At 32.7% G+C, this 21,267-nt stretch carries 14 protein-coding genes; 12 read left to right on the top strand and 2 right to left on the bottom strand.

The window, feature by feature from the left end; all coding sequences use genetic code 11:
• Positions 1-155 precede the first annotated feature (155 nt).
• From LPB87_RS20230 to LPB87_RS20245, 4 genes are all read left to right on the top strand, one after another.
• Complete coding sequence (locus LPB87_RS20230; RefSeq protein WP_230729151.1) at positions 156-2,222, top strand: family 20 glycosylhydrolase; 2,067 nt, start codon at positions 156-158, stop codon at positions 2,220-2,222.
• A gap of 382 nt (positions 2,223-2,604) precedes the next feature.
• Positions 2,605-7,422 carry a T9SS-translocated chitinase ChiA gene (gene chiA, locus LPB87_RS20235; protein ID WP_230729153.1) on the top strand — a complete coding sequence of 1,606 codons (4,818 nt, stop codon included), beginning with the start codon at positions 2,605-2,607 and terminating at the stop codon, positions 7,420-7,422.
• Positions 7,423-7,686: 264 nt separating this feature from the next.
• Complete coding sequence (locus LPB87_RS20240; RefSeq protein WP_230729155.1) at positions 7,687-8,460, top strand: TlpA disulfide reductase family protein; 774 nt, start codon at positions 7,687-7,689, stop codon at positions 8,458-8,460.
• Positions 8,461-8,955: 495 nt separating this feature from the next.
• Positions 8,956-10,572, top strand: a complete 1,617-nt coding sequence (locus LPB87_RS20245; RefSeq protein ID WP_129539091.1) for an ATP-binding cassette domain-containing protein — start codon at positions 8,956-8,958, stop codon at positions 10,570-10,572.
• Positions 10,573-10,628: 56 nt separating this feature from the next.
• Here the strand turns inward: LPB87_RS20245 and LPB87_RS20250 are convergent, their stop codons facing one another.
• The gene (locus LPB87_RS20250) at positions 10,629-10,802 is read right to left on the bottom strand and encodes a hypothetical protein (protein ID WP_230729156.1); all 174 of its coding nucleotides are present in this window, start codon (positions 10,800-10,802) and stop codon (positions 10,629-10,631) included.
• A 258-nt stretch (positions 10,803-11,060) separates the two neighbouring features.
• Here LPB87_RS20250 and LPB87_RS20255 point away from each other — a divergent pair, with 258 nt between their 5' ends.
• Complete coding sequence (locus LPB87_RS20255) at positions 11,061-12,266, top strand: DUF418 domain-containing protein (RefSeq protein WP_230729158.1); 1,206 nt, start codon at positions 11,061-11,063, stop codon at positions 12,264-12,266.
• Positions 12,267-12,577: 311 nt separating this feature from the next.
• Positions 12,578-15,322 (top strand): fibronectin type III domain-containing protein, encoded by a 2,745-nt coding sequence (locus LPB87_RS20260; RefSeq protein WP_230729160.1) that lies wholly within the window; start codon positions 12,578-12,580, stop codon positions 15,320-15,322.
• Between the two features lie 83 nt (positions 15,323-15,405).
• Here LPB87_RS20260 and LPB87_RS20265 read toward each other — a convergent pair whose 3' ends face one another.
• Positions 15,406-15,804 (bottom strand): VOC family protein, encoded by a 399-nt coding sequence (locus LPB87_RS20265; protein WP_230729161.1) that lies wholly within the window; start codon positions 15,802-15,804, stop codon positions 15,406-15,408.
• A 426-nt stretch (positions 15,805-16,230) separates the two neighbouring features.
• On the opposite strand from LPB87_RS20265, the gene pyrR reads away from it, so the two are divergent.
• From pyrR to LPB87_RS20295, 6 genes are all read left to right on the top strand, one after another.
• On the top strand, positions 16,231-16,770 hold the full coding sequence (pyrR, locus tag LPB87_RS20270) for a bifunctional pyr operon transcriptional regulator/uracil phosphoribosyltransferase PyrR (protein ID WP_230729162.1): 540 nt from the start codon (positions 16,231-16,233) through the stop codon (positions 16,768-16,770).
• Positions 16,771-16,846: 76 nt separating this feature from the next.
• Positions 16,847-17,773 (top strand): aspartate carbamoyltransferase catalytic subunit, encoded by a 927-nt coding sequence (locus tag LPB87_RS20275; protein ID WP_129539085.1) that lies wholly within the window; start codon positions 16,847-16,849, stop codon positions 17,771-17,773.
• Positions 17,774-17,846: 73 nt separating this feature from the next.
• Positions 17,847-18,179 (top strand): ribonuclease Z, encoded by a 333-nt coding sequence (locus LPB87_RS20280; protein WP_230729163.1) that lies wholly within the window; start codon positions 17,847-17,849, stop codon positions 18,177-18,179.
• Between the two features lie 96 nt (positions 18,180-18,275).
• Positions 18,276-19,181 (top strand): ribonuclease Z, encoded by a 906-nt coding sequence (locus tag LPB87_RS20285; RefSeq protein WP_129539084.1) that lies wholly within the window; start codon positions 18,276-18,278, stop codon positions 19,179-19,181.
• Between the two features lie 265 nt (positions 19,182-19,446).
• Positions 19,447-20,091 (top strand): pyridoxamine 5'-phosphate oxidase, encoded by a 645-nt coding sequence (gene pdxH, locus LPB87_RS20290; RefSeq protein ID WP_129539083.1) that lies wholly within the window; start codon positions 19,447-19,449, stop codon positions 20,089-20,091.
• Between the two features lie 173 nt (positions 20,092-20,264).
• Entirely contained in the window at positions 20,265-20,774 is a 510-nt protein-coding gene (locus LPB87_RS20295; protein ID WP_230729165.1) for a CAP domain-containing protein, read from the top strand.
• The last annotated feature ends 493 nt before the right edge of the window (positions 20,775-21,267 follow it).

Genomic DNA, 21,267 nt, shown 5'->3' on the forward strand with positions numbered 1-21,267 from the left:
CTTTAAAGAGTATTTAGAATAATTTAAGTTACAAAATTCAGATGATAATCTTAGCGATAAAGAGGTTCAAATTGGTTTTCTTCTGAGTTTTGTTTTTACCCGAGTTTTTAGGTCAATATTTATTGATTGCAAAAGGCTCTTTTACAACAAAAAGTATGAAATATATATTGATTTTATTATTTTCTGGGATAGTTGCAAATGCTCAAATAAAGAAAGAGCAATTAAACCTTATGCCATGGCCACAAACAATAAATTTAAACCAAGGTACATTTGCCGTTACTAAAGGGTTTAGAGTAAATATCACAGGAAATCCAAACCCAAGAATCTTTAGTGCAGCAACTCGTTTTTTAAGACGATTAGATGGAAGAACTGGATTGTTTTTTGAACAAGATTTTTTGACTAAGTTAAATTCGGCACCTACAGCACAATTACAAATAAATTGCACTAAGAGTGGTAAGATTGGTTTATATGAAGACGAGAGTTATCATCTTGATATAAAACAAAATCAAATTACAATTAATGCAACAAGTGATTTAGGAGCATTACATGGTCTTGAAACATTGTTACAAATGTTACAAAATAATAGTACTTCTTACTATTTTCCAGTTTCACAAATTTCAGATTTTCCAAGATTTACATGGAGAGGCCTAATGATGGATGTAGCAAGACATTTTCAGCCTGTAGATGTTGTTAAAAGAAATTTAGATGCCTTAGCAGCTGTGAAAATGAATGTTTTTCACTGGCACTTGGTAGATGATCAAGGATGGAGAATTCAATTAAAAAAGCATCCTAAGCTTACTGAATTAGCGTCGGATGGATTTTTTTATACGCAAGAAGAAATTAAAGATATTGTGAAATATGCAGACGAACGTGGAATTCTAGTAGTGCCAGAAATAGATGTTCCGGGTCATGCATCTGCTATTTTAACAGCTTACCCAGAAATAGGAAGTAAAGTAATTAATGTTTCTAATGGAAATTCAGAGGGCAGTGCAAAAGCAGCGGTAGTTTCTACATATAGTATAGAACGCAATGCAGGAGTTTTTAGCCCTACATTAGATCCAACAAATCCTAAAACATACCAATTGTTAAGTGAAATATTTGATGAGACTTGTCCATTATTTCCAGGTGCATATTTTCATATTGGAGGAGATGAAAACGAAGGTAAAGATTGGGATTCAAACCCTAAAATTCAAGAGTTTAAAAAGAAAAATAAGTTAGTAACGAATCATGACTTACAAACTTATTTTACAATGAAATTAGTACCAATGCTTAAAAAACATGGTAAACAGTTGATGGGATGGGAAGAGATCATGACAAAAGATATGTCTAAAGATGCTATTATTCATGCTTGGAGAGGTCCGAACGAAGGAGTACCAGTTGGAAAATCATTAACTGAATCTGTGAAAAATGGTTACAAAACTGTTTTGTCTAATGGGTATTATATTGATTTGGTTCAAGGTGTAGAAGCTCATTACTTAAATGATCCATTGCCTAAAAGTGCCAATTTTACCCCTGAAGAAAAAGCAAGAGTATTAGGTGGCGAAGCTACAATGTGGACTGAACTTGTTACTCCTTTAACTATAGATTCAAGACTTTGGCCAAGAACAGCCGCTATTGCCGAAAGATTATGGTCTGCAGAAGATGTTAGAGATTTAAATAGCTTGCGCAAAAGATTAGCAGTTGTTTCATTTAGATTAGAAGAACTAGGAATCACCCATATTAGAAACAAGGATGTAATCTTAAGAAACATAGCAAATAATCAAAATATTACAGCATTAAGTGATTTCTCTAACGTATGTGAGCCATTAAAAGGATATAAGAGAAATAAAGGTGGAGTTGAGTATCAAACGTATTCTCCATTTACACTTTTTGCAGATGCTTGCACGCCAGATGCTTCAGATGCAATAGCTTTTGATGTAGTTGTAAAAGAATATTTAGCAGACAAATCGGTTGCTAATAAAGCCAAAGTTACTGCATTTTTAAATAAATGGATTGGATTAAAATCTAGTCTAGCAAGTTTAAGTGAAAATGCACCTTTGATTCAACCTATTTTGCCTTTAGCAAATAATCTTAGTGATTTATCTCAACAATTAGTAAATGTTTTGGATAATAAAGCAACAGTTGCACCAGCAGTTTTAAATGAATTATTAGAGAAATGTAACTCTAAAGATTATGGAGATGTAGAATTGGCAGTTTACGAAAGTTTAAAAAAATTATTATAATATAAAGAAATATAAAGTAAAGTTTGAGTGATTAATAATTGAATTAGTTGAAGTTTAGTTGCCATAATTAATTAGTAATTATCTCTCCTATAGTTTTCTAGGGGAGATAGATTATGGTAAGGCGGTTAGATTAGGATTTTTTTTAGAATCAGAATCTATATTAAATTGACATTTAAGTTTATAGATATAATAAAGATTTATATTAAGATTGCTAAGCCCCAAGTTTATCTGTTTTAATTTAAAAGAGTTCAGTTGCATTTGATGTAATCTGGATTTGTGATTTACCATTTGTTTAAAATGATTATTGGTTTTTGTATTATCAATACAATCGTATGAAGCACTTGGTTTTTTAATTTTTTATTAACCAACCTATTTATTAATTATGAAACATTATTACAGATTACTGTTTTTATTTCTGTTTCCGATCGTATTATTTGCCCAACCAGCACATAATAAAAAAGTTGTCGGATACTATGCGCAATGGGCAATCTATGCTAGGGATTTTAATGTCCCTAAGATTGACGGAAGCAAAATAACTCATTTAAATTATTCTTTCTACGGAACAACTTTTGATCCGGCACGGCCAGAGAATACTAAATTAAAATGCTTAGACACCTATGCCGATTTTGAACACACCGAAGGTGGGATTCCATGGGATGCTCCTGTAAAAGGGAATTTTTATGATATGAAGAAACTTAAAGAAAAGTACCCTCATTTAAAAATTTTGATCTCTGTAGGAGGTTGGACAAAAGGTCAGGATCTTTCTCCAATTTCTGCAAGCCCTGTTGCTAGAGCAGCTTTGGCAGCAGATATGGCTAATTTTCTAGTGACTTATCCTTTTATAGATGGATTTGATATTGATTGGGAATACCCTCTTTCTGGAGGAACAGATGGTACTGAGATTGTTAATGGATCTCCAGTTCCTCCGCAAAAATACAGCCCAGATGATAATAAAAATTTAGTGTATTTATTAAAAGCAATGCGTCAGGCAATGCCAAATAAGTTAATCACTATTGCGGCTGGAAACAATGTCCGAAAAGTATCGTCACAATATTTAGGCCCAAACAATAGAGCACAATATGGAATGACAGAGGATCTTTCGACTTACTGCGATTATATTACTTATTTTGGATACGACCTTGGTGGAAACTGGTATGATAAAACGAGCTACAATGCACCTTTATATGCAAGTGGAAATCCAAATGATCCTTTATACAGCGCAACTCAATCAGAATCACTTGATGAGTTAACAAGCCAATATTTGAATGTTATTGGAATTCCTGCTAATAAATTAATAATGGGAATACCTTTCTATGGAAAAAAATTCGATAATGTAGCTACTAATTCAACTAATGGATTATTTGTTGCGGCTCCTAGGTATGCTGTTTCTGGATGTGCGAATCCACAAAATCCAACAGGAACTTGGGATGGTGCTGGTGCATGCGAAAAATCTGGAAGTATAGAAATTTGTGATTTAGTAGGGAATCCAGTTACAAATTCGCATCCTTATTTAGATCCGAATACGATGATGGTGACACCAACTGCAACTGCAGCAGGGTGGGTAAGATACTGGGATAATACAACTAAAGTTCCTTACTTATATAATGCTTCTTTACGACAGTTTATTAGTTATGAAGATAAACAATCAATTGATTTAAAAGCACAATACATTAAAACTAAAAACCTTGGTGGAGGAATGATTTGGGAGTTATCTCAAGATACAAGAGGTGCGATTCCTAATTCATTATTGACTCAGGTAGATGATACATTCCGTACCGCGGTAATAGGAACATTAATAGTAAGCGGTTCTGTTAAAAATGGAGCAAATCTAGTTCCCAATGTAACAGTTCAGTTAAAAGATGCAACTAATGCTATTGTACAAACAGTTACATCGCCAGATGGAAATTATACATTTAATAATGTGGTTTCTGGAGCAAATTATACAGTAACAGCTTTAAAAAGTTCATATACTTTTACACCAGTTACATTAACAAATCTTATAGCAAATCAAGCTAATGTTGTTATAAACGGTACACAACCACTTTATACAATTAATGGGACTATTCTGGATGGAACTACAGCAGTTGCAGGAGCAACAGTTACAGCAACTGCAGGAAGTGTCGTTTTTTCAGCAGTTTCTAATGTGAGTGGTGTGTATAGTATTGGTAATATAACAGCAGGACTTGATTATACAGTTACGGCGTCAAAAACAGGTCAGACATTTTCGCCAGCAACTACAGTATATCCAGTTTTAAGTGATAATAAAGTTTTAAATTTTACTCAAACGGTATATTATTCCATTAGCGGAAGCGTGATGGATGGTACAAATCCAGTTGTGGGTGCTGCGGTTACGGTAACTTCTACTTTAGGAACTGTTACAGCAGTTTCTAGTACTACAGGAACATATAGCATTGCTAATTTAGCCTCTGGAGTAAATTATACTGTAACAATTGCAAAAGCAGGAGTAACATTTTCACCAGCATCTACAGTTTACAACAATCTTACAGCGAGTAAAGTTTTAAACTTTACACAAAATGCAGCTCCAGCTAGTAAAATTAGTGGAACAGTTAAGAATGGAGGAAATCCAGTAGCAGGTGCTAAAGTAGAGTTAATCTTTAATTGGACGGATAATGCTCATCCTTATGCTACTTTCCTGGCTACTACAGATGCACAAGGAAAATATAGTTTTGATAATGCAATATTCTCAGGATATACAATTATTGCTAGTTTAAAAATGAATTCATGGCAGAATAATGGTCTTAATTATTCTCCTTCTAATTTAACGAATCTTGCTATTCCAGCTACTTCACAAGTCTATGACTTTAATACAGGAACAGTAGCACCATTAAAAGTTGCAGGCGAAAGCGTACCAAGCGAAGTAGTTGCGGTATCAGAAACTAAAACTCCAGTTGATAATAGTTCAACTCAAAGCAAAGTTTTAAGCGTAACACAAGAGCTTGTTGCGCCAGGTACTATAATTAGTGGAACAGTTAAGAATGGAACAACTCCAGTATCAGGAGCTAAAGTAGAATTAGTTGTGCCTTGGACAGATAGCACGCACAACTGGAAAAGTGTTATTGCTACAACAGATGCACAAGGAGTTTTTAGCTACGATAATACAGTTACAGCAGGTTATACACAAGTATTAAGTTTAAAATTAAACGCTTGGGAAAATAATAATACTGCGTATTTTCCAAATAATCTGACCAACTTTGCTATGCCAACAACGCCTCAGGTTTATAACTTTAATACAAATACAGTTACACCACCTCAGGTTACTATTACGGCTCCTTCAGCTGCTACTGTAGCGATTGCTCCGGGAACAGCGATTCAGTTGAAAGCAACTGCAAGTGTAGACGCTAGCTTAACTATTTCTTCTGTTGTATTCAATATCAACGGACAAAATATTACTGCAGCACTTTCAGGATCAGAATATGTGGCAAATTGGACACCAGTTGCAGCAGATTTTAACAAAAACTATACGTTGAAAGCTACAGTAACGGCTTCAAGTGGTATAACTGCAGAAAATACAAAAACATTCTATTTACAATGTTCAGGAGCAACTTGTCCAAATTCATTGCCAGTAATTACTTGGGTTTCACCAGCAACGACAACAATTAATCAGCCTTCAGGTTTCCAAGCAGTGCCACTAAGTGTTAATGTTACAGATGCCGATGGTACAATTGCAAGCGTTTCGGTAAGCATAAACGGAACTTATTTCCCTATGACAAAAGGCACAGGGAATGCATACAACTATACCTTTACTCCAAATGCTTATATAACATATCCATTAATAGTAAAAGCGATAGATAATGCAGGAGGTGAAAAATTATTAAATCAATCGATTACGATTACTAATTCGACACGAATATTCATTCCGCTTCCGTCTAAAGTTCTTTTAGGATATGCACATTCTTGGGAGAATACTGCTGCTCCATTTTTATATTTTTCTCAAATGGTGGGAAGTAAGTTTAACGTAGTCGATTATTCTTTCGTAGAAACAGTTAATCGTGATGGTTATACACCAGTGTTAACTACAAATGACGCTAGATATTTGACCAATGGTGTTTTCGATAAGCAATTGTTGAAAAATGATATAAAATCCTTAAGAGATAGCGGGGTTCCTGTTATTGTCTCTATTGGAGGTCAAAACGGTCATGTTGTTTTAGACAATGTAACTCAAAAAAATATATTTGTTAATGGTCTAAAAGCAATTATTGATGAGTATCAATTTGATGGAGTTGATATTGATTTTGAAGGTGGATCGATGAATTTTAGTGCAGGAGGTTTAAGAGATATTTCTTATGCGGGTATTTCTGCTTATCCAAGATTAAAAAACGTAGTAGATGCTTTCAAAGAATTAAAAGCTTATTATGGCCCTGGATTTTTATTAACTGCAGCTCCAGAAACACAATATGTACAAGGAGGATATTCTACCTATAATGATACTTTTGGTTCTTTTCTGCCGATCATTCAAAACTTGCGTAATGAATTAGATTTGTTAGCTGTACAATTGTATAATACAGGAGGAGAAAACGGATTAGATGGTCAGTATTATGGTTCAGCTAAGAAAGCAAACATGGTAACAGCCCTAACTGATATGATAATAAAAGGCTATAACATTGGTACAACAGGAATGCGTTTTGATGGTTTACCAGCCTCAAAAGTTCTTATTGCATTACCAGCTTGTCCAAGTGCAGCGGGTAGTGGTTATTTAACGCCGACTGAAGGAATTAATGCTATGAATTATCTAAGAACTGGAACTACTTTTTCAGGAAGAACCTACACTATGCAACCAGGCGGACCATATCCTTCTTTAAGAGGTTTGATGACTTGGTCTGTAAACTGGGATGCATCTTCTTGTGGTAATTCCTCTGAATTATCTAAAGCATATGCGGCTTATTTTGCAACACAAAGTGCTAAATTAAAAGCAGAAGATAAGATAGAACTAACAAGTAATAAAACACTTGCATACTTTAAAGATAATGCATTAGCAATATCTAATGAAGCAAGTAGTATTGATCAAGTTGAGATATACAATATGCTCGGACAATCGATATTAAGTTACAAGAATATTCAAGATACTAATAGTTTATTACTTGAGAATAGAAGTTTCTCAACAAAACAATTGTTTATAGTAATTGTGACTGATAAACAAGGAACGAAAAAGACATTTAAAGTAATGAACTTTTTGAATTAATGATTATAAATTAAGATTTTAAGATTTCAAAAAAATGAAAAATTGGGGCAGTTAAAATTGAGTTTGGTTATTTATTTTTTAATTAGATTTTTCATATTTTGGACAAATGCATTGAATTTAGGTAATTTGTTATTTGGTTTTTACCTAAAGGAGATCATTATGAACCTGGCACTAAGTGCCAGGTTTTTTTTTGCTTTATAGTGATTGGGAAATTTACCTGTTTTTTTACCTATTTTTGAATCCCAATTATTGTATTAAAACTTCATGAAAAAATCAATTACCATTATACTAACATTTTTAATTTTTACGTATTGTTCAGGTCAAACAAAATATGGAAATCCAGAAGTTGACCCAATACAAATTCAAAAAGACTACAGCAGCTGGTGGGCATATCAAACTAAGAACATTATGCTTTCTAGAGATTTTGTAGCACTTGATTCTCTTTCGAAAGAAATACCTAAAGATTTTTTTTTAGATCAGTTAGCAAATGGCAGTAATATTCCCATTCGATTACAATCGGATGATAGTATTTATTATTATAAATTATTTAAAATCGAACCCAATTCAGATACAAGCATAAAAGCTACTATTAATCAGGAGGCTTTTGATGCGTATAAGAATTTTAAAATGGAAAATACTCCTTTCCCTAAATTCTCTTTTAAGGATTTAAAAGGAATTTTGGTTTCTAACGAAACGATGAAAGGAAAAATTGTAGTTATAAAATGTTGGTATATTCATTGTGCAGCATGTATCAAAGAATTTCCAGATGTGAATTATTTGGTTGAAAAATATAAAAATAGAGAAGATATCCTTTTTGTGAGTTTGGCGGAAGATACTCCCGAGCAATTAAAAATATTTTTGAAAAGAAAACCATTGTCATATTCAGTGATCCCTAATATGAAGATATACATGAATGAAACGTTGCAGTTAAATGCTTTTCCTACGCACTTTATAATTAATAAAGATGGGCTTATCGCCAAAGTGGTAAATAATTATGAAAGCTTGGAAGTGGCTTTGGAAAAAGAAAGTAAATTGTAATTAGACCTAAAAAAAAGGTTATGAGGTTATAAGTTGCAAAGGTTCAAAGGTTTTAAATGTGGTTGTTGTGAAATTAACCATTATGTTCACAATCGCGAAGCGTAGGATGTGATGTGCAAAGCTCGCATAGTTTCCCTCAAATATTGTCATGCTGAGAGGAGTCGAAGAATCACAAGAAACTTTATAATCTTTGTCGAGCTACTAGCAGAGATCCTTCCTTCATCAGGATGACAATATTGGGGTTATTTTTGGGCTAAAAATTAAGCATATGCTGGTAGTAATATTAATGTAGTCTTTACTCTCAACAAAAGAATTCGTTCCATTCGGGTTAAAGCTTTTTTTTAAATCTATTTAATCTTTTTTATCCCGATAGCTATCGGGAGTGGCAAAACATTTTTAGCGGTTTTCATATTAAAAAAACTTAGCGACCTAGTTTCTTTGCTCCTCTGAACCTTTTTCACTACTTTTGCACAAAATTAATTAATATAGACATTCATGTTAACAGTCAATAATTTATCGGTACAATTTGGCAAACGAATTTTGTTTGACGAAGTAAATACAACTTTCACTCACGGAAATATTTATGGAGTTATCGGAGCCAATGGTGCTGGAAAATCAACTTTTCTTAAAATAATTTCAGGCGAAATGGATCCTACTTCAGGACATATCCATTTAGAGCCAGGAAAACGTATGTCGGTTTTAAACCAAAACCACAACATGTTTGACGAGCACACAGTTCTTGAAACCGTTATTATGGGGAACAAAGTATTGTACGCCGTTAAGAAAGAAATGGATGAACTTTATTTAGACTATAACGATAAAAATGCTGATAGAATAGGGGAGTTACAAGTTCAGTTTGAAGAAATGAACGGATGGAACGCTGATTCTGATGCTGCTTCGATGTTGTCTAACTTAGGTATTGCCGAAGAGCACCATTATACATTAATGGGAGATCTTGAAGGTAAAATTAAAGTTCGTGTCCTTTTGGCACAAGCCTTATTTGGTAACCCAGATTTACTTATCATGGATGAGCCTACCAACGATTTGGATTTTGAAACAATCGCTTGGTTAGAAACTTTCCTTGCAAATTATGAAAATACAGTAATTGTAGTATCGCATGACCGTCACTTTTTAGATTCGGTTTGTACACATATTTCAGATATCGATTTTAGTAAAATCAACCATTATTCAGGTAACTATACTTTTTGGTATGAGTCTAGTCAATTAGCAGCTAAACAACGTGCACAACAAAACAAAAAAGCTGAAGAGAAGAAACAAGAATTAGAAGAATTTATTCGTCGTTTTAGCGCCAACGTTGCGAAGTCTAAACAAGCAACTTCTCGTAAAAAAATGATTAGTAAGCTTAATATTTCTGAAATTAAACCTTCAAGCCGTCGTTATCCAGCAATTATCTTTGATCAGGATCGTGAAGCAGGAGATCAAATTTTGAATGTTGAGAACTTAAGTGCTTCAATTGATGGAGATCTTTTATTTAAAAACGTAGATTTGAACATGGCAAAAGGAGATAAAATTGTTTTATTCTCTAAAGATTCACGTGCAACTACTGCTTTCTACGAAATTTTAAACAATAATCAAAAAGCCGATGAAGGTACTTTTGATTGGGGGATTACAACAAATCAAGCTTATTTACCAGCAGAGAATCATTCTTTCTTCGAAAATGATTTGAGTTTAGTAGACTGGTTACGTCAATATGCAAAAACTGAAGAAGAACGTGATGAGGTTTTTATTAGAGGATTCTTAGGGAAAATGATTTTCTCAGGAGAAGAAGCTTTAAAAACAAGTAGAGTTTTATCAGGAGGAGAAAAAGTACGTTGTATGTTATCTCGAATGATGATGGAAAGAGCTAACGTATTAATGTTAGATGAGCCAACAAATCACTTAGATTTGGAGTCGATTACAGCATTTAATAACTCGTTAAAAAACTTTAAAGGGTCAGTGATTTTTACAACACATGATCATGAGTTTGCTCAAACTGTAGGTAATAGAGTAGTAGAGCTTACGCCAAATGGAGTTATCGACCGTTATATGACATTCGATGAATACCTAGATGATGAAAAAGTTCAAGAATTAAGAGTGAAAATGTATTCTTAATACTAAATAACATAAAAAAAGTCCCATCTGCAACAGCAGATGGGACTTTTTTTATGTTATTTCTTTCCTATGATTTTGCTGATTATGTAAATTATTAAAACGATTATAATAATTACAGCAAAAGCACCGACGCCCATTCCTGCTTTAAAAATGCCTTCTACGACCTCACAACTGCTAAGAGATAATGATATAATTAAAGCGACTAGTATTGTAGATAATTTATTTTTCATGATTTTGTGTTTTTAAATTAATTAAAAATGACAATCATTATTTGTCTCCTTGTGAAATTAACGAATACCTCAAAAAGAACGTTATATAATTCCTATAAAATGTTTTATTATTTGATTTTTAATTTTATGAAAAAATAGTTAAGAATAATTGAAAATTAGGCTGTTAGACTGTATTATGATTGAGGATTTCGATTGTGAATTTTTGCGAAATAAAATTATATTTGAGCTAATATACTATAAATTAATCCTTAAAATATTATGTCAGAAAATGCTTTTAGTTTAAAATCTCCTCGTATAGAAGTCATAGATGCATTACGTGGTTTAGCCATCATGGCGATTATGTTACTTCATAATTTAGAACACTTTGATTTTTATTATTTGCCGGAATATTTGCCTGAACCTATTAAAGTATTAGACAAGATAATTTGGGATACATTATTCTTTCTTTTTGCAGGAAAGTCGTATGCAATCTTTTCGCTTCTTTTTGGTTTTAGTTTTTTTATTCAATATGACAATCAGCGTAAAAAAGGAAATGATTTTAGATGGAGATATGTTTGGCGACTTGCTATATTATTTGTTTTTGGATTAGTAAATACACTATTTTTCTCAGGTGATATATTAATGATGTATGCCGTTTTAGGATTAATATTAATTCCAGTTTGTAATTTAAACACCAAATATGTATTGATAATAGCAACTTTCTTATTAATGCTTCCAATGGAATGGTTTAATTTTTTTAATATTCTTTTTAATCCTGATTATATACTTCCTGTTAATAGATCAAATGCTTATTATGGAGATATGTATAGCTATTTAAGCGGAAATTCATTTGTAGATCACACCGTGGGTAATATATCTATAGGGAGATGGGCTTCGGTATTTTGGTCATGGGAAAACGGAAGATTTTTTCAGGCACCAGCATTATTCATGTTTGGGATGATTGCAGGAAGAAAACAGCTTTTTGTTGCTTCGGCGGCTAGTATTGCATTTTGGAAAAAGGCATTGCTATTTGCAATTGTATTATTTATTCCGCTGTTTGCATTCAAAACGTACTTACCAGTACTTATCGTAAATAAAGATATTGTAAACAGTTTATTGATCATTTTTACTTCTTGGTCTAACGTTACTTTTATGGTTGTTTTGGTAAGCTCATTTGTATTGTTATACCAAAAAGAAGCAGTGAATAGAGTTTTAATAAAGTTAATTCCTTTTGGAAAAATGAGTTTAACAAGTTATTTTTCTCAATCTATTTTAGGATCATTTATTTACTATCGCTATGGTTTAGGATTATACCAATATACAGGCGCAACATTTGGATTGCTTATAGGTATCGTTTTGTTTTTACTCCAATTGGGATTCTGTACATGGTGGCTTAAAACACATAAACAAGGACCATTAGAAGCGTTGTGGCATAAGCTAACTTGGATTTCTTTTGGGAAAGAAAAAAAGACAGTTGTAGCTTAGTATTTTGTATTAGAGAATAGAGAATAGAGAATAGAGAATAGAGAATAGAGAATAGAGAATAGAGAATAGAGAATAGAGAATAGAACGCGGATGACGCGGATTTGCTAAAGTAAAGAAGCTGATGAAATCCGTTTTTATCCGTGTTTTCGCCTTGGCAGATCTTTGTCATCCATGTTCCTATTATAGATAAATGGTGGATTATTAATTTTACAATAAAGAGAAGTAAAGATAAAAGAAGGGTAATGTTGTCTTAAAAGTATTTGCATTTTGGAAGAATACTTTTGCTTCGTCTAACAACGAAACAACAACTCATGAAACAACTCTATTTTTTACTATTACTTTTAGGAATAGGCTTTACTACACAAGCACAAAAACTATTTCCTTATTTACAAAACGCAACTCCCACCTCTGTTTATGTTAACTGGAAAACAGATAGTAATCCAGAAACTATTGTAGAATACGGAACAACTGAAGCTAATCTTAATGTTACAGTTACTGGTAATACCAATGTTTTTACAGATTCTGGCTATCCTGGGAATTATTTTTACCACAGCGCGAAACTGATTAACCTTTCGCCAAACACAAAATATTATTACCGCATAAAAACTGGAGCCGATGTCTCAACGGTTTATTCCTTTAAAACATTGCCTAATCCAGGGCAAGCAGCTACTGCCGATGGACATATTCGCTTTTTGATTATGGGAGATAATCAGTTAAAAGCTGTACCTCGTTACGATTCATTAGTATCGGCTGCAAAAAGAAAAATAAAACAAAAATGGGGTTCAACATTATCTCCTGAGGATAATATTTCGATGACATTTATGGTGGGGGATCAAGTCGATGTAGGAACTTTAGATCATTACGAAAACGTACACTTTAAAAAGAATAGGGGGTTATCAGGTAATATACCGATTCAGACCACAGTAGGAAACCATGAAACCTACGGAACACTTGGTATGAATTCGTATTACGATCATTTCTATATTAGTGAGCTTTCTTATAAAGGAATTTCATCAGGCACAGAAAATTATTATGCACAACAAGCGGGTAATGTTTTATTTATCAGTTTAAGCTCAGAACATACAGGAGCAGCACAGTTAACTTGGTTGCAACAGGTTCTTGCTGCCGCAAATACAGATAATACCGTAGAGTGGATTTTTTCACTTAGCCACAGACCATATCAGGCAGAGCAATATGTTGGAGATATCTCTACATGGGTTCGTAATACAGCCGTTCCTTTATTGGTAACATCTCCAAAATATTCTATGCATATTGGGGCACACCATCATTTGTACCACAGAGGACAATTAAAAAACACATCTACTTATAATATTATTTCGGGAGGAACAGCTTGGGATCAATATTGGGGATCATCTACAGAACAAGACTTTGAAGATGTGCAGAAAACAATATGCAATTGGATTTACCAAATTGTAGATATTGATGTTACAAACGGAAAAATGGATATCGAAAGCTATTCTATTGGAAGCGTTGATAAATGGAAAAATAACCAATTAATGGACGAGTTTCATAGGTATAAAAACAAAGTTGCACCAGTAAAGCCAGCTATTACAAATACTTTTGCAGCAAATATTACTTTGCCTTTAACAATATCTGGTTCGGCATATAACACTACAACAAATGAGTTATTAAATACAAGTCAGTTTTTAATTTCGCAAACGCCAACATTTGATATAATTAAAAAAGAAGTATATCGCGATTTCGAAAATTTATACGGAAAATATAAGACTCAAAAAGATTCAACTGTTGATATAAATCTAGGTGTAGATATTACCAAGATGGATTTGGCTTCAAACTCGCTTCCTAATGGTAAGTATTATGTGAAGTTAAGATACAGAGATCGCAATCTTGAATGGTCTCCTTGGAGCGATGCTCAAGCATTTACTGTTACTGGAAGTAATAATGTGAATACAGAGATTGTTACCGATGCTTTAACTTATTCGCAAAGTGCACCTATTAAAGTTGATTTTACCGATGCACCAGCGAGTACAAAAACTTGGATAGGATTGTATAAAGAAGGACAAACTCCGGGATCATCCACACCATCTTTAACTTGGCAATATACAAATGGTAGCCCAAGCGGATTTATTAATTTTCCTAACGGATTGGCTAATAAAGGACGTTATTATGCCGTGATATTCTCTAATGGAGGGTATACAGAAATTGCACCACGAAAATATTTTTATGTTGGGCCAGTTCCTGTATTAACTACAGATAATACCGAATATTCGGTAGGAACACCAATAGTTGTTAATTATACTAATGGACCACAATTGACAAAAGATTGGATTGGTATATATAGAATGGGAGTAAATCCAGGATCTGGTGTTACGTCAACAAGTTGGCAATATGTTACCACAGTTGCAGACACTAAATCATTTAACAACTTACCAAAAGGATATTATTATGCCGAATATTATTTGCAGGATAGTTTTAATGCTATCGGAAATAAAGTATTCTTTAAAGTTGGAGCGGTAGTTACCGAATTATGGATTAATAAACCCGTATATGATCTTGGCGAACAAATTACAGCTTCATGGACAGATGCTCCCGGAATTGTAAAAGATTGGTTGGGAATTTATCATGAAGGAGATAATCCTAACGAAAAACCATTGGTGAGTTATACTTATTTTGAAGGACTTTCGGAAGGGACTAAAGCTATTGCTACCACAGATTTACCTACTGAAAAAGGAAATTACTTTTTGGTAATGTTTACTAATGATTCTTATAACGAAGTATCAAACAGGGTTTCTTTTGAAGTAATCGATAGTTCTCTAGGCAACGATGAGTTTAAAATTGATAATGGATTAAAAGTATATCCAAATCCTACTAATAGCAGTGCAGAAACTTTTATTCAGTCGGAATATCCTATTGATGAAATTGAGATTTATAATATGGAAGGGAAACTATTGTACGCTACAAAAAATGTAAACAACAATAAGTTCTCTCTAATAAACCAAGATTTACCAAAAGGAGTTTATATTCTAAAAATACATTCTCGTAAATTGTTTACAGCTAAATTAATTGTGAAATAATTTAGAGAAAAAAAAGTTATTTAATAGAAAAGCTTCCGCAAACGTGGAAGCTTTTTTAGATTTATAGAGAGTAAGTTTAAGTGTTATTGCAACATTTCGATAAGCTGAATATAATTTCCACAAGTATCATTTAGAGTAGCAATTTTTACATTTCCCATTTCTGTAGGATTCATTTTAAATTCAACATCCAGCTTGATGAGTCTATCGTATTCTTCCTGAAGATTATCAACATTAAATTGTGTATACGGAATGCCAGCTTCAAAAAGAGCACTTTGATACGTTTTAGCAGGTTCAAAATGATTGGGTGATGGCTCGAGTAAAATTTCAACTCCATTTTGGTCGTCTTTAGAAACAACAGTTAACCATCTGTTACCTCCGCCTAATGGTACGTCATGTTTTTTTATAAACCCCAATTTTTCGGTATAAAATTGTAATGCCTTTTCTTGATTCTGAACAGGGATTCCTATGACTTTTACTTTCATTTTTTTCTAGTTTTAAGTTGACTAGTGCAAGTTCGGGAATTTAGTTCTAAATGATATTAATTAAAGTTGATATACTTTGTGGGTACAGAAAGAATTTCGAACCATCATTTTATAGATCTGCTCTATCAGGTATAATAAGTAGTTGTCTTATTGTGAATAAAAGCCCCAGCGTAGCGATATTTTGATTTTCTTGAGATAGATATTTCACCCCGATGGTTTTTTAATTCTATAAATATAGCGTCCCTCTGGGGTTAATGTTATGTAATGAATGATGAGGTAGAATGTAACAGTGATTGGTCTCAAACTTAGCTCCCAAACATCCCCAAAAAAAAACATCAAATCAAAAAAAAATATTTCCCGCTCGAACACCCCAACAAATAAAATCTGATTTTGTATATTTGCCCAACCAAACACTACACTTTTACTATGAGTCAAAAAGTATTACTTAATTCAAAAGAAGTTACTATCATATTACATCGTTTGGCCTGTCAATTGATAGAAAAGCATCTTGATTTTTCAGACACGATTTTGGTAGGAATTCAACCTAGAGGTGTTTACTTGGCAGAGCGACTGAAAGAATTATTAGAAAAAGAATATAAAACGCCTGAGATTGCTTTAGGTTATTTAGACATTACTTTTTTTAGAGATGATTTTCGAAGAACAGATAAACCACTAGAAGCTAATAAAACCCAAATCAATTTTATTGTAGAGGATAAAAAAGTCATTTTTATAGATGATGTATTATTCACAGGACGAAGTATTCGATCAGCATTAACTGCTATTCAATCTTTCGGACGACCTGCAGAAATTGAATTATTGGTGTTAATCGACAGGCGTTTTAGCCGACATTTACCAATACAGCCCGATTATCGTGGCAGACAGGTAGATGCTATCAATAATGAGAAAGTGATAGTGAGTTGGAAAGAGAAGGATGGCGAAGATGTCGTTTACTTGGTTACTAATTAAAAAGTTGAATCGTTACATTGTTTAATCGCAAAACGAAACGATTAGCAATTTTAACAAATAACAAATAAACAATACAATGAAAGAATTAAGCGTAAATCATTTATTAGGAATAAAATATATCAATGAGAATGATATTAACCTAATTTTTGAAACTGCCGACCATTTTAAAGAAGTCATTAACAGACCAATTAAAAAAGTTCCTTCGTTGCGAGATATTACTATTGCCAATATATTTTTTGAAAATAGTACCAGAACAAAACTTTCGTTCGAATTAGCACAAAAAAGATTATCAGCCGATGTTATTAGTTTTTCGGCAGCACAATCATCGGTTAAAAAAGGTGAAACACTTATCGATACGGTAAATAATATTCTTTCGATGAAAGTAGATATGGTTGTAATGCGCCATGCCAATCCCGGAGCAGCTTACTTTTTATCCAAAAATGTAAAAGCTAGTATTGTAAATGCTGGAGATGGTGCACATGAACATCCAACACAAGCCTTATTGGATAGTTATTCTATTAGAGAAAGACTAGGAGATGTTGCAGGAAAGAAAGTAGTAATTGTGGGAGATATTCTGCACTCTAGAGTGGCATTATCTAACATATATGCTTTGCAAATGCAAGGTGCTGAGGTTAAAGTTTGTGGGCCAAAAACATTAATTCCAAGATATATTGAATCCTTAGGAGTTACTGTAGAACCTAACTTACGTAAAGCATTAGAATGGTGTGATGTTGCCAATATGTTACGTGTTCAGAATGAAAGAATGGATGTTAACTTTTTTCCTTCTACAAGAGAATATTCACAACAATATGGTGTAGATAAAGCATTATTAGATTCTTTGAATAAAGAGATTGTAATTATGCATCCCGGACCAATAAATAGAGGAGTAGAGATAACATCGGAAGTAGCAGATTCAGAACATTCGGTTATTCTAAATCAAGTCGAAAATGGAGTAGCTGTTCGTATGGCAGTTATTTATCTTTTGGCTTCAAAACTTCAATAATTTCCAAAAAGAAACTACCTTCGTTATTCCAAACGATTTATTTGGGATAAATGAATGTATAGCAATTGAAAAAATGAAAGTAGATCAAAAAGGACATACTACAATAATTAAAGACACCCAGGGAGATTTTATTTCTTTTCTGGAAAAAATAACGCAACAGTTTAAGACCTTCGGGAATCACAATATTATTATCGATTTGTTAGCTCATAAAGACTTAACTATAAACGATATAAAATTATTATTACCGCTATCTAAGCAACAAAAAAAAGCTAAAAAATCTTTTGTTATTGTTGTTTCTGATATTGATTATAACGCAGTTCCAAGCACTTTAGTTGTTGTTCCTTCAGTTTTGGAGGCGCATGATATTATTGAAATGGATGAAATAGAAAGAGATTTAGGATTCTAAAATATGGGTTAATTGTTTATTTGTTTAACTGTTTAGTCGATTTATTTTGATGTTTTATTCATAAACGATTTACCCAATAAACAAATAAAAATAAAATTGAAATTAACAATATTAGGCTGTTATGCCGCTACTCCAAGAACTTTTACCAATCCAACTTCGCAGGTATTAGAAATAAAAAACAGATTGTTTCTTATTGATTGTGGAGAAGGAACCCAGGTACAATTGCGCAAAAACAAGGTCAAATTCTCTAAGATAAATCATGTTTTTATTTCGCATTTACATGGAGACCATTTCTTTGGACTCATCGGGTTAATATCTACATTTAGCCTTTTAGGACGTACTACCGATTTGCATATTCATGGTCCAAAAGGAATAAAAGAAATCATATTATTACAACTTAAATTATCTAGTTCATGGACAAACTATGGTTTGTACTTTCATGAATTAGAGTCAGATAAAAGTGAAGTCGTTTTTGAAGATCAAAAAGTAATTGTAACGACAATTCCTTTAAATCATCGTGTGTATACTAACGGGTTTTTATTTCAGGAAAAATTAGCTGAAAGGAAACTAGATGTCGATGCAGTTCAGCATTATAATATAGATACGTGTTATTATCAGAAAATTAAAAACGGAGGAGATATAAAGCTGGACGATGGTACTATTATCGCCAACGAAAAACTATCATTAGACCCTCTTCCTCCTAAGAGTTATGCATTTTGCTCAGATACAGTTTATCATGAAGCTGTAATTCCGATTATAAATAATGTAGATGTTTTGTATCATGAAAGTACCTTCTTGCAATCGGAAGAAGCACTGGCTTCAAAAACATTACATTCAACAGCCAAAGAAGCAGCTACAATAGCCTTAAAAGCCAATGCAAAACATTTGGTTCTTGGGCATTATTCAACCAGATATGAAAGTATCGAATTGTTTAAAGAAGAAGCAGAAACTATTTTTCCAAATGTATTATTAGGAGATGATGGAAAAAGCTTTGAATTTTAGCATTGTTTAATGTTAGATGTTAGATGTGAGAATGAGGAAATGAGAGAATAAGATAATAAATGTGTTGTAATTAATATAGTATATAATCTATATATTATTTACGTCTATTGAGTCTAACAATCTAAGTAGTCCAATATCTAAGCAGTCTAAATATTCTAATTAATCTAAGATGTTTAATATCTAAGATGTCTAAGTAAGTCCAAGCAAGTCTAACAATCTAAGTAGTCTAGCAATCCAACTAGTCTAAAAATAAAAAGTCAAAAATATGAATGATCTAAGTAATTATAGAAAATCCTACGAGAAAAGCGAATTACTGGAAACTACTATTCCAGAAGATCCAATTAACCTTTTTAATAGATGGTTTCATGAAGTAGAAGACTTTGGTGGAGTCGATGAGGTAAATGCGATGACGGTTTCGACAATAGGTTTAGATGGTTTCCCTAAATCGAGAGTAGTTTTATTAAAGAAATTCTCTGAAGAAGGCTTTATTTTCTACACTAATTACAATTCTGAAAAAGGAAAGGCAATACAAAATAATCCACATGTTTGTTTGTCTTTTTTTTGGCCAAATTCAGAGCGTCAGGTAATTATAAAAGGTATTGCTACAAAAACGCCTGAGGCTGTCTCTGATGGCTATTTTGATTCTAGACCCGATGGCAGTAAGCTTGGTGCTATTGTCTCTAATCAGAGTGCTGTTATTCCATCGCGTACCTACCTTGAAGAAAATCTAAAAGAGCTGGAGAAAGAATTTGAAGGAAAAGAAATTCCAAGACCTAAACATTGGGGAGGTTTTCTTGTTACTCCAGTTGAGGTAGAGTTTTGGCAAGGGAGACCTAATCGCTTGCATGATAGAATTAGGTATACGGTTCAAGATGATTATTTATGGAAAATAGAACGTCTTTCGTCTTAAATGTAGGAAAATTACATTTTTAAACTAGTTTATGATGTAGTTCATCGGTTTTTTTTGGTATTTCAGCGATAAAAGATGTAGATTTAACTAATGATAAGAAACAAATTTTATAAAAAATACCATTTTTAAGGAGTTTGCCCCACAATCTACTTTAAACTTAAACTACTGATATTATGAGACTAAAAATTCATATTCTATCGCTTATGGTAATAGTGTTTACCATGAATTCTTGTGCATCTGATTCTGTTGATTCAGTTTCAGACAAAGAATCAAGTGTTTCTTCAGAAGTTGTTACTAACTATACCTATAATCAGTCGGAGCTGGAGACAATGAAACTGATTAATGATTATAGAGTTAGTATTGGGTTAAATGAATTAAAAGCAATAAATCATATCTCTTTTAAATCAGAGGAGCATAATATTTATATGATTGCTAATAAAGTGGTTAATCATGATGATTTTGTTGCTCGTTCAGAAAACATTATTAAAGTTTTAGGTGCGAAAAAAGTTGCGGAGAATGTGGCTTATAATTATAATACGTCAGAAGCTGTATTAAAAGCTTGGCTTGCAAGTGATGGACATAAACATAATATCGAAGGCAATTATACGCATTTCGGTATAGCAATAAAAGTAGATCCTGAAAATGGAAGAAAATATTATACCAATATTTTTGCAAAAATATAATTTGAATCTATTTTTTAGAATCTAAGAATAGATATAGAAGAACCCTTTTTATGTTACTGGTTTATTTAAGTTGAGGTTATAGCCGTTATTTTATTAATAACGGCTATTTAATTTGTAGTGTAAAAGCTGTCTTTATGGACAGCTTTTTTTATGTTCGAAAGTTTCGATTAGGTAAAAATAATTTACCGCAATAGGGCATGAATGTTCACACAAAGGTTTGCAAAGTTCAATCTACAGCTTTACGCTCTTTGCGTTTAAATCTGGCGAGACTCAAAAGTTTGCGTTTAAATAAAATCAGACTAAGAAAAACTATATTATCTAAAAATAAAAAACCAGTGAGGTTAATCTCACTGGTTTAGGAATTAATATAAAACTAGGAATTTATTTAATTATTTATAATGCTGTAATAATAAATTCGCTTCGTCTGTTCATTTGATGTTCAGCTTCAGTACATGGTACGCCATCAGAACAACCATTTACAAGTTGTGTCTCT

Source organism: Flavobacterium sp. EDS (genome assembly GCF_020991525.1).
In the GTDB taxonomy this organism is placed as follows: domain Bacteria; phylum Bacteroidota; class Bacteroidia; order Flavobacteriales; family Flavobacteriaceae; genus Flavobacterium.

Coding starts and splice junctions, on each gene's coding strand:
- LPB87_RS20230 (WP_230729151.1), top strand. CDS start 156: ATGAAATATATATTGATTTTATTATTTTCTGGGATAGTTGCAAATGCT.
- chiA (WP_230729153.1), top strand. CDS start 2,605: ATGAAACATTATTACAGATTACTGTTTTTATTTCTGTTTCCGATCGTA.
- LPB87_RS20240 (WP_230729155.1), top strand. CDS start 7,687: ATGAAAAAATCAATTACCATTATACTAACATTTTTAATTTTTACGTAT.
- LPB87_RS20245 (WP_129539091.1), top strand. CDS start 8,956: ATGTTAACAGTCAATAATTTATCGGTACAATTTGGCAAACGAATTTTG.
- LPB87_RS20250 (WP_230729156.1), bottom strand. CDS start 10,802: ATGAAAAATAAATTATCTACAATACTAGTCGCTTTAATTATATCATTA.
- LPB87_RS20255 (WP_230729158.1), top strand. CDS start 11,061: ATGTCAGAAAATGCTTTTAGTTTAAAATCTCCTCGTATAGAAGTCATA.
- LPB87_RS20260 (WP_230729160.1), top strand. CDS start 12,578: ATGAAACAACTCTATTTTTTACTATTACTTTTAGGAATAGGCTTTACT.
- LPB87_RS20265 (WP_230729161.1), bottom strand. CDS start 15,804: ATGAAAGTAAAAGTCATAGGAATCCCTGTTCAGAATCAAGAAAAGGCA.
- pyrR (WP_230729162.1), top strand. CDS start 16,231: ATGAGTCAAAAAGTATTACTTAATTCAAAAGAAGTTACTATCATATTA.
- LPB87_RS20275 (WP_129539085.1), top strand. CDS start 16,847: ATGAAAGAATTAAGCGTAAATCATTTATTAGGAATAAAATATATCAAT.
- LPB87_RS20280 (WP_230729163.1), top strand. CDS start 17,847: ATGAAAGTAGATCAAAAAGGACATACTACAATAATTAAAGACACCCAG.
- pdxH (WP_129539083.1), top strand. CDS start 19,447: ATGAATGATCTAAGTAATTATAGAAAATCCTACGAGAAAAGCGAATTA.
- LPB87_RS20295 (WP_230729165.1), top strand. CDS start 20,265: ATGAGACTAAAAATTCATATTCTATCGCTTATGGTAATAGTGTTTACC.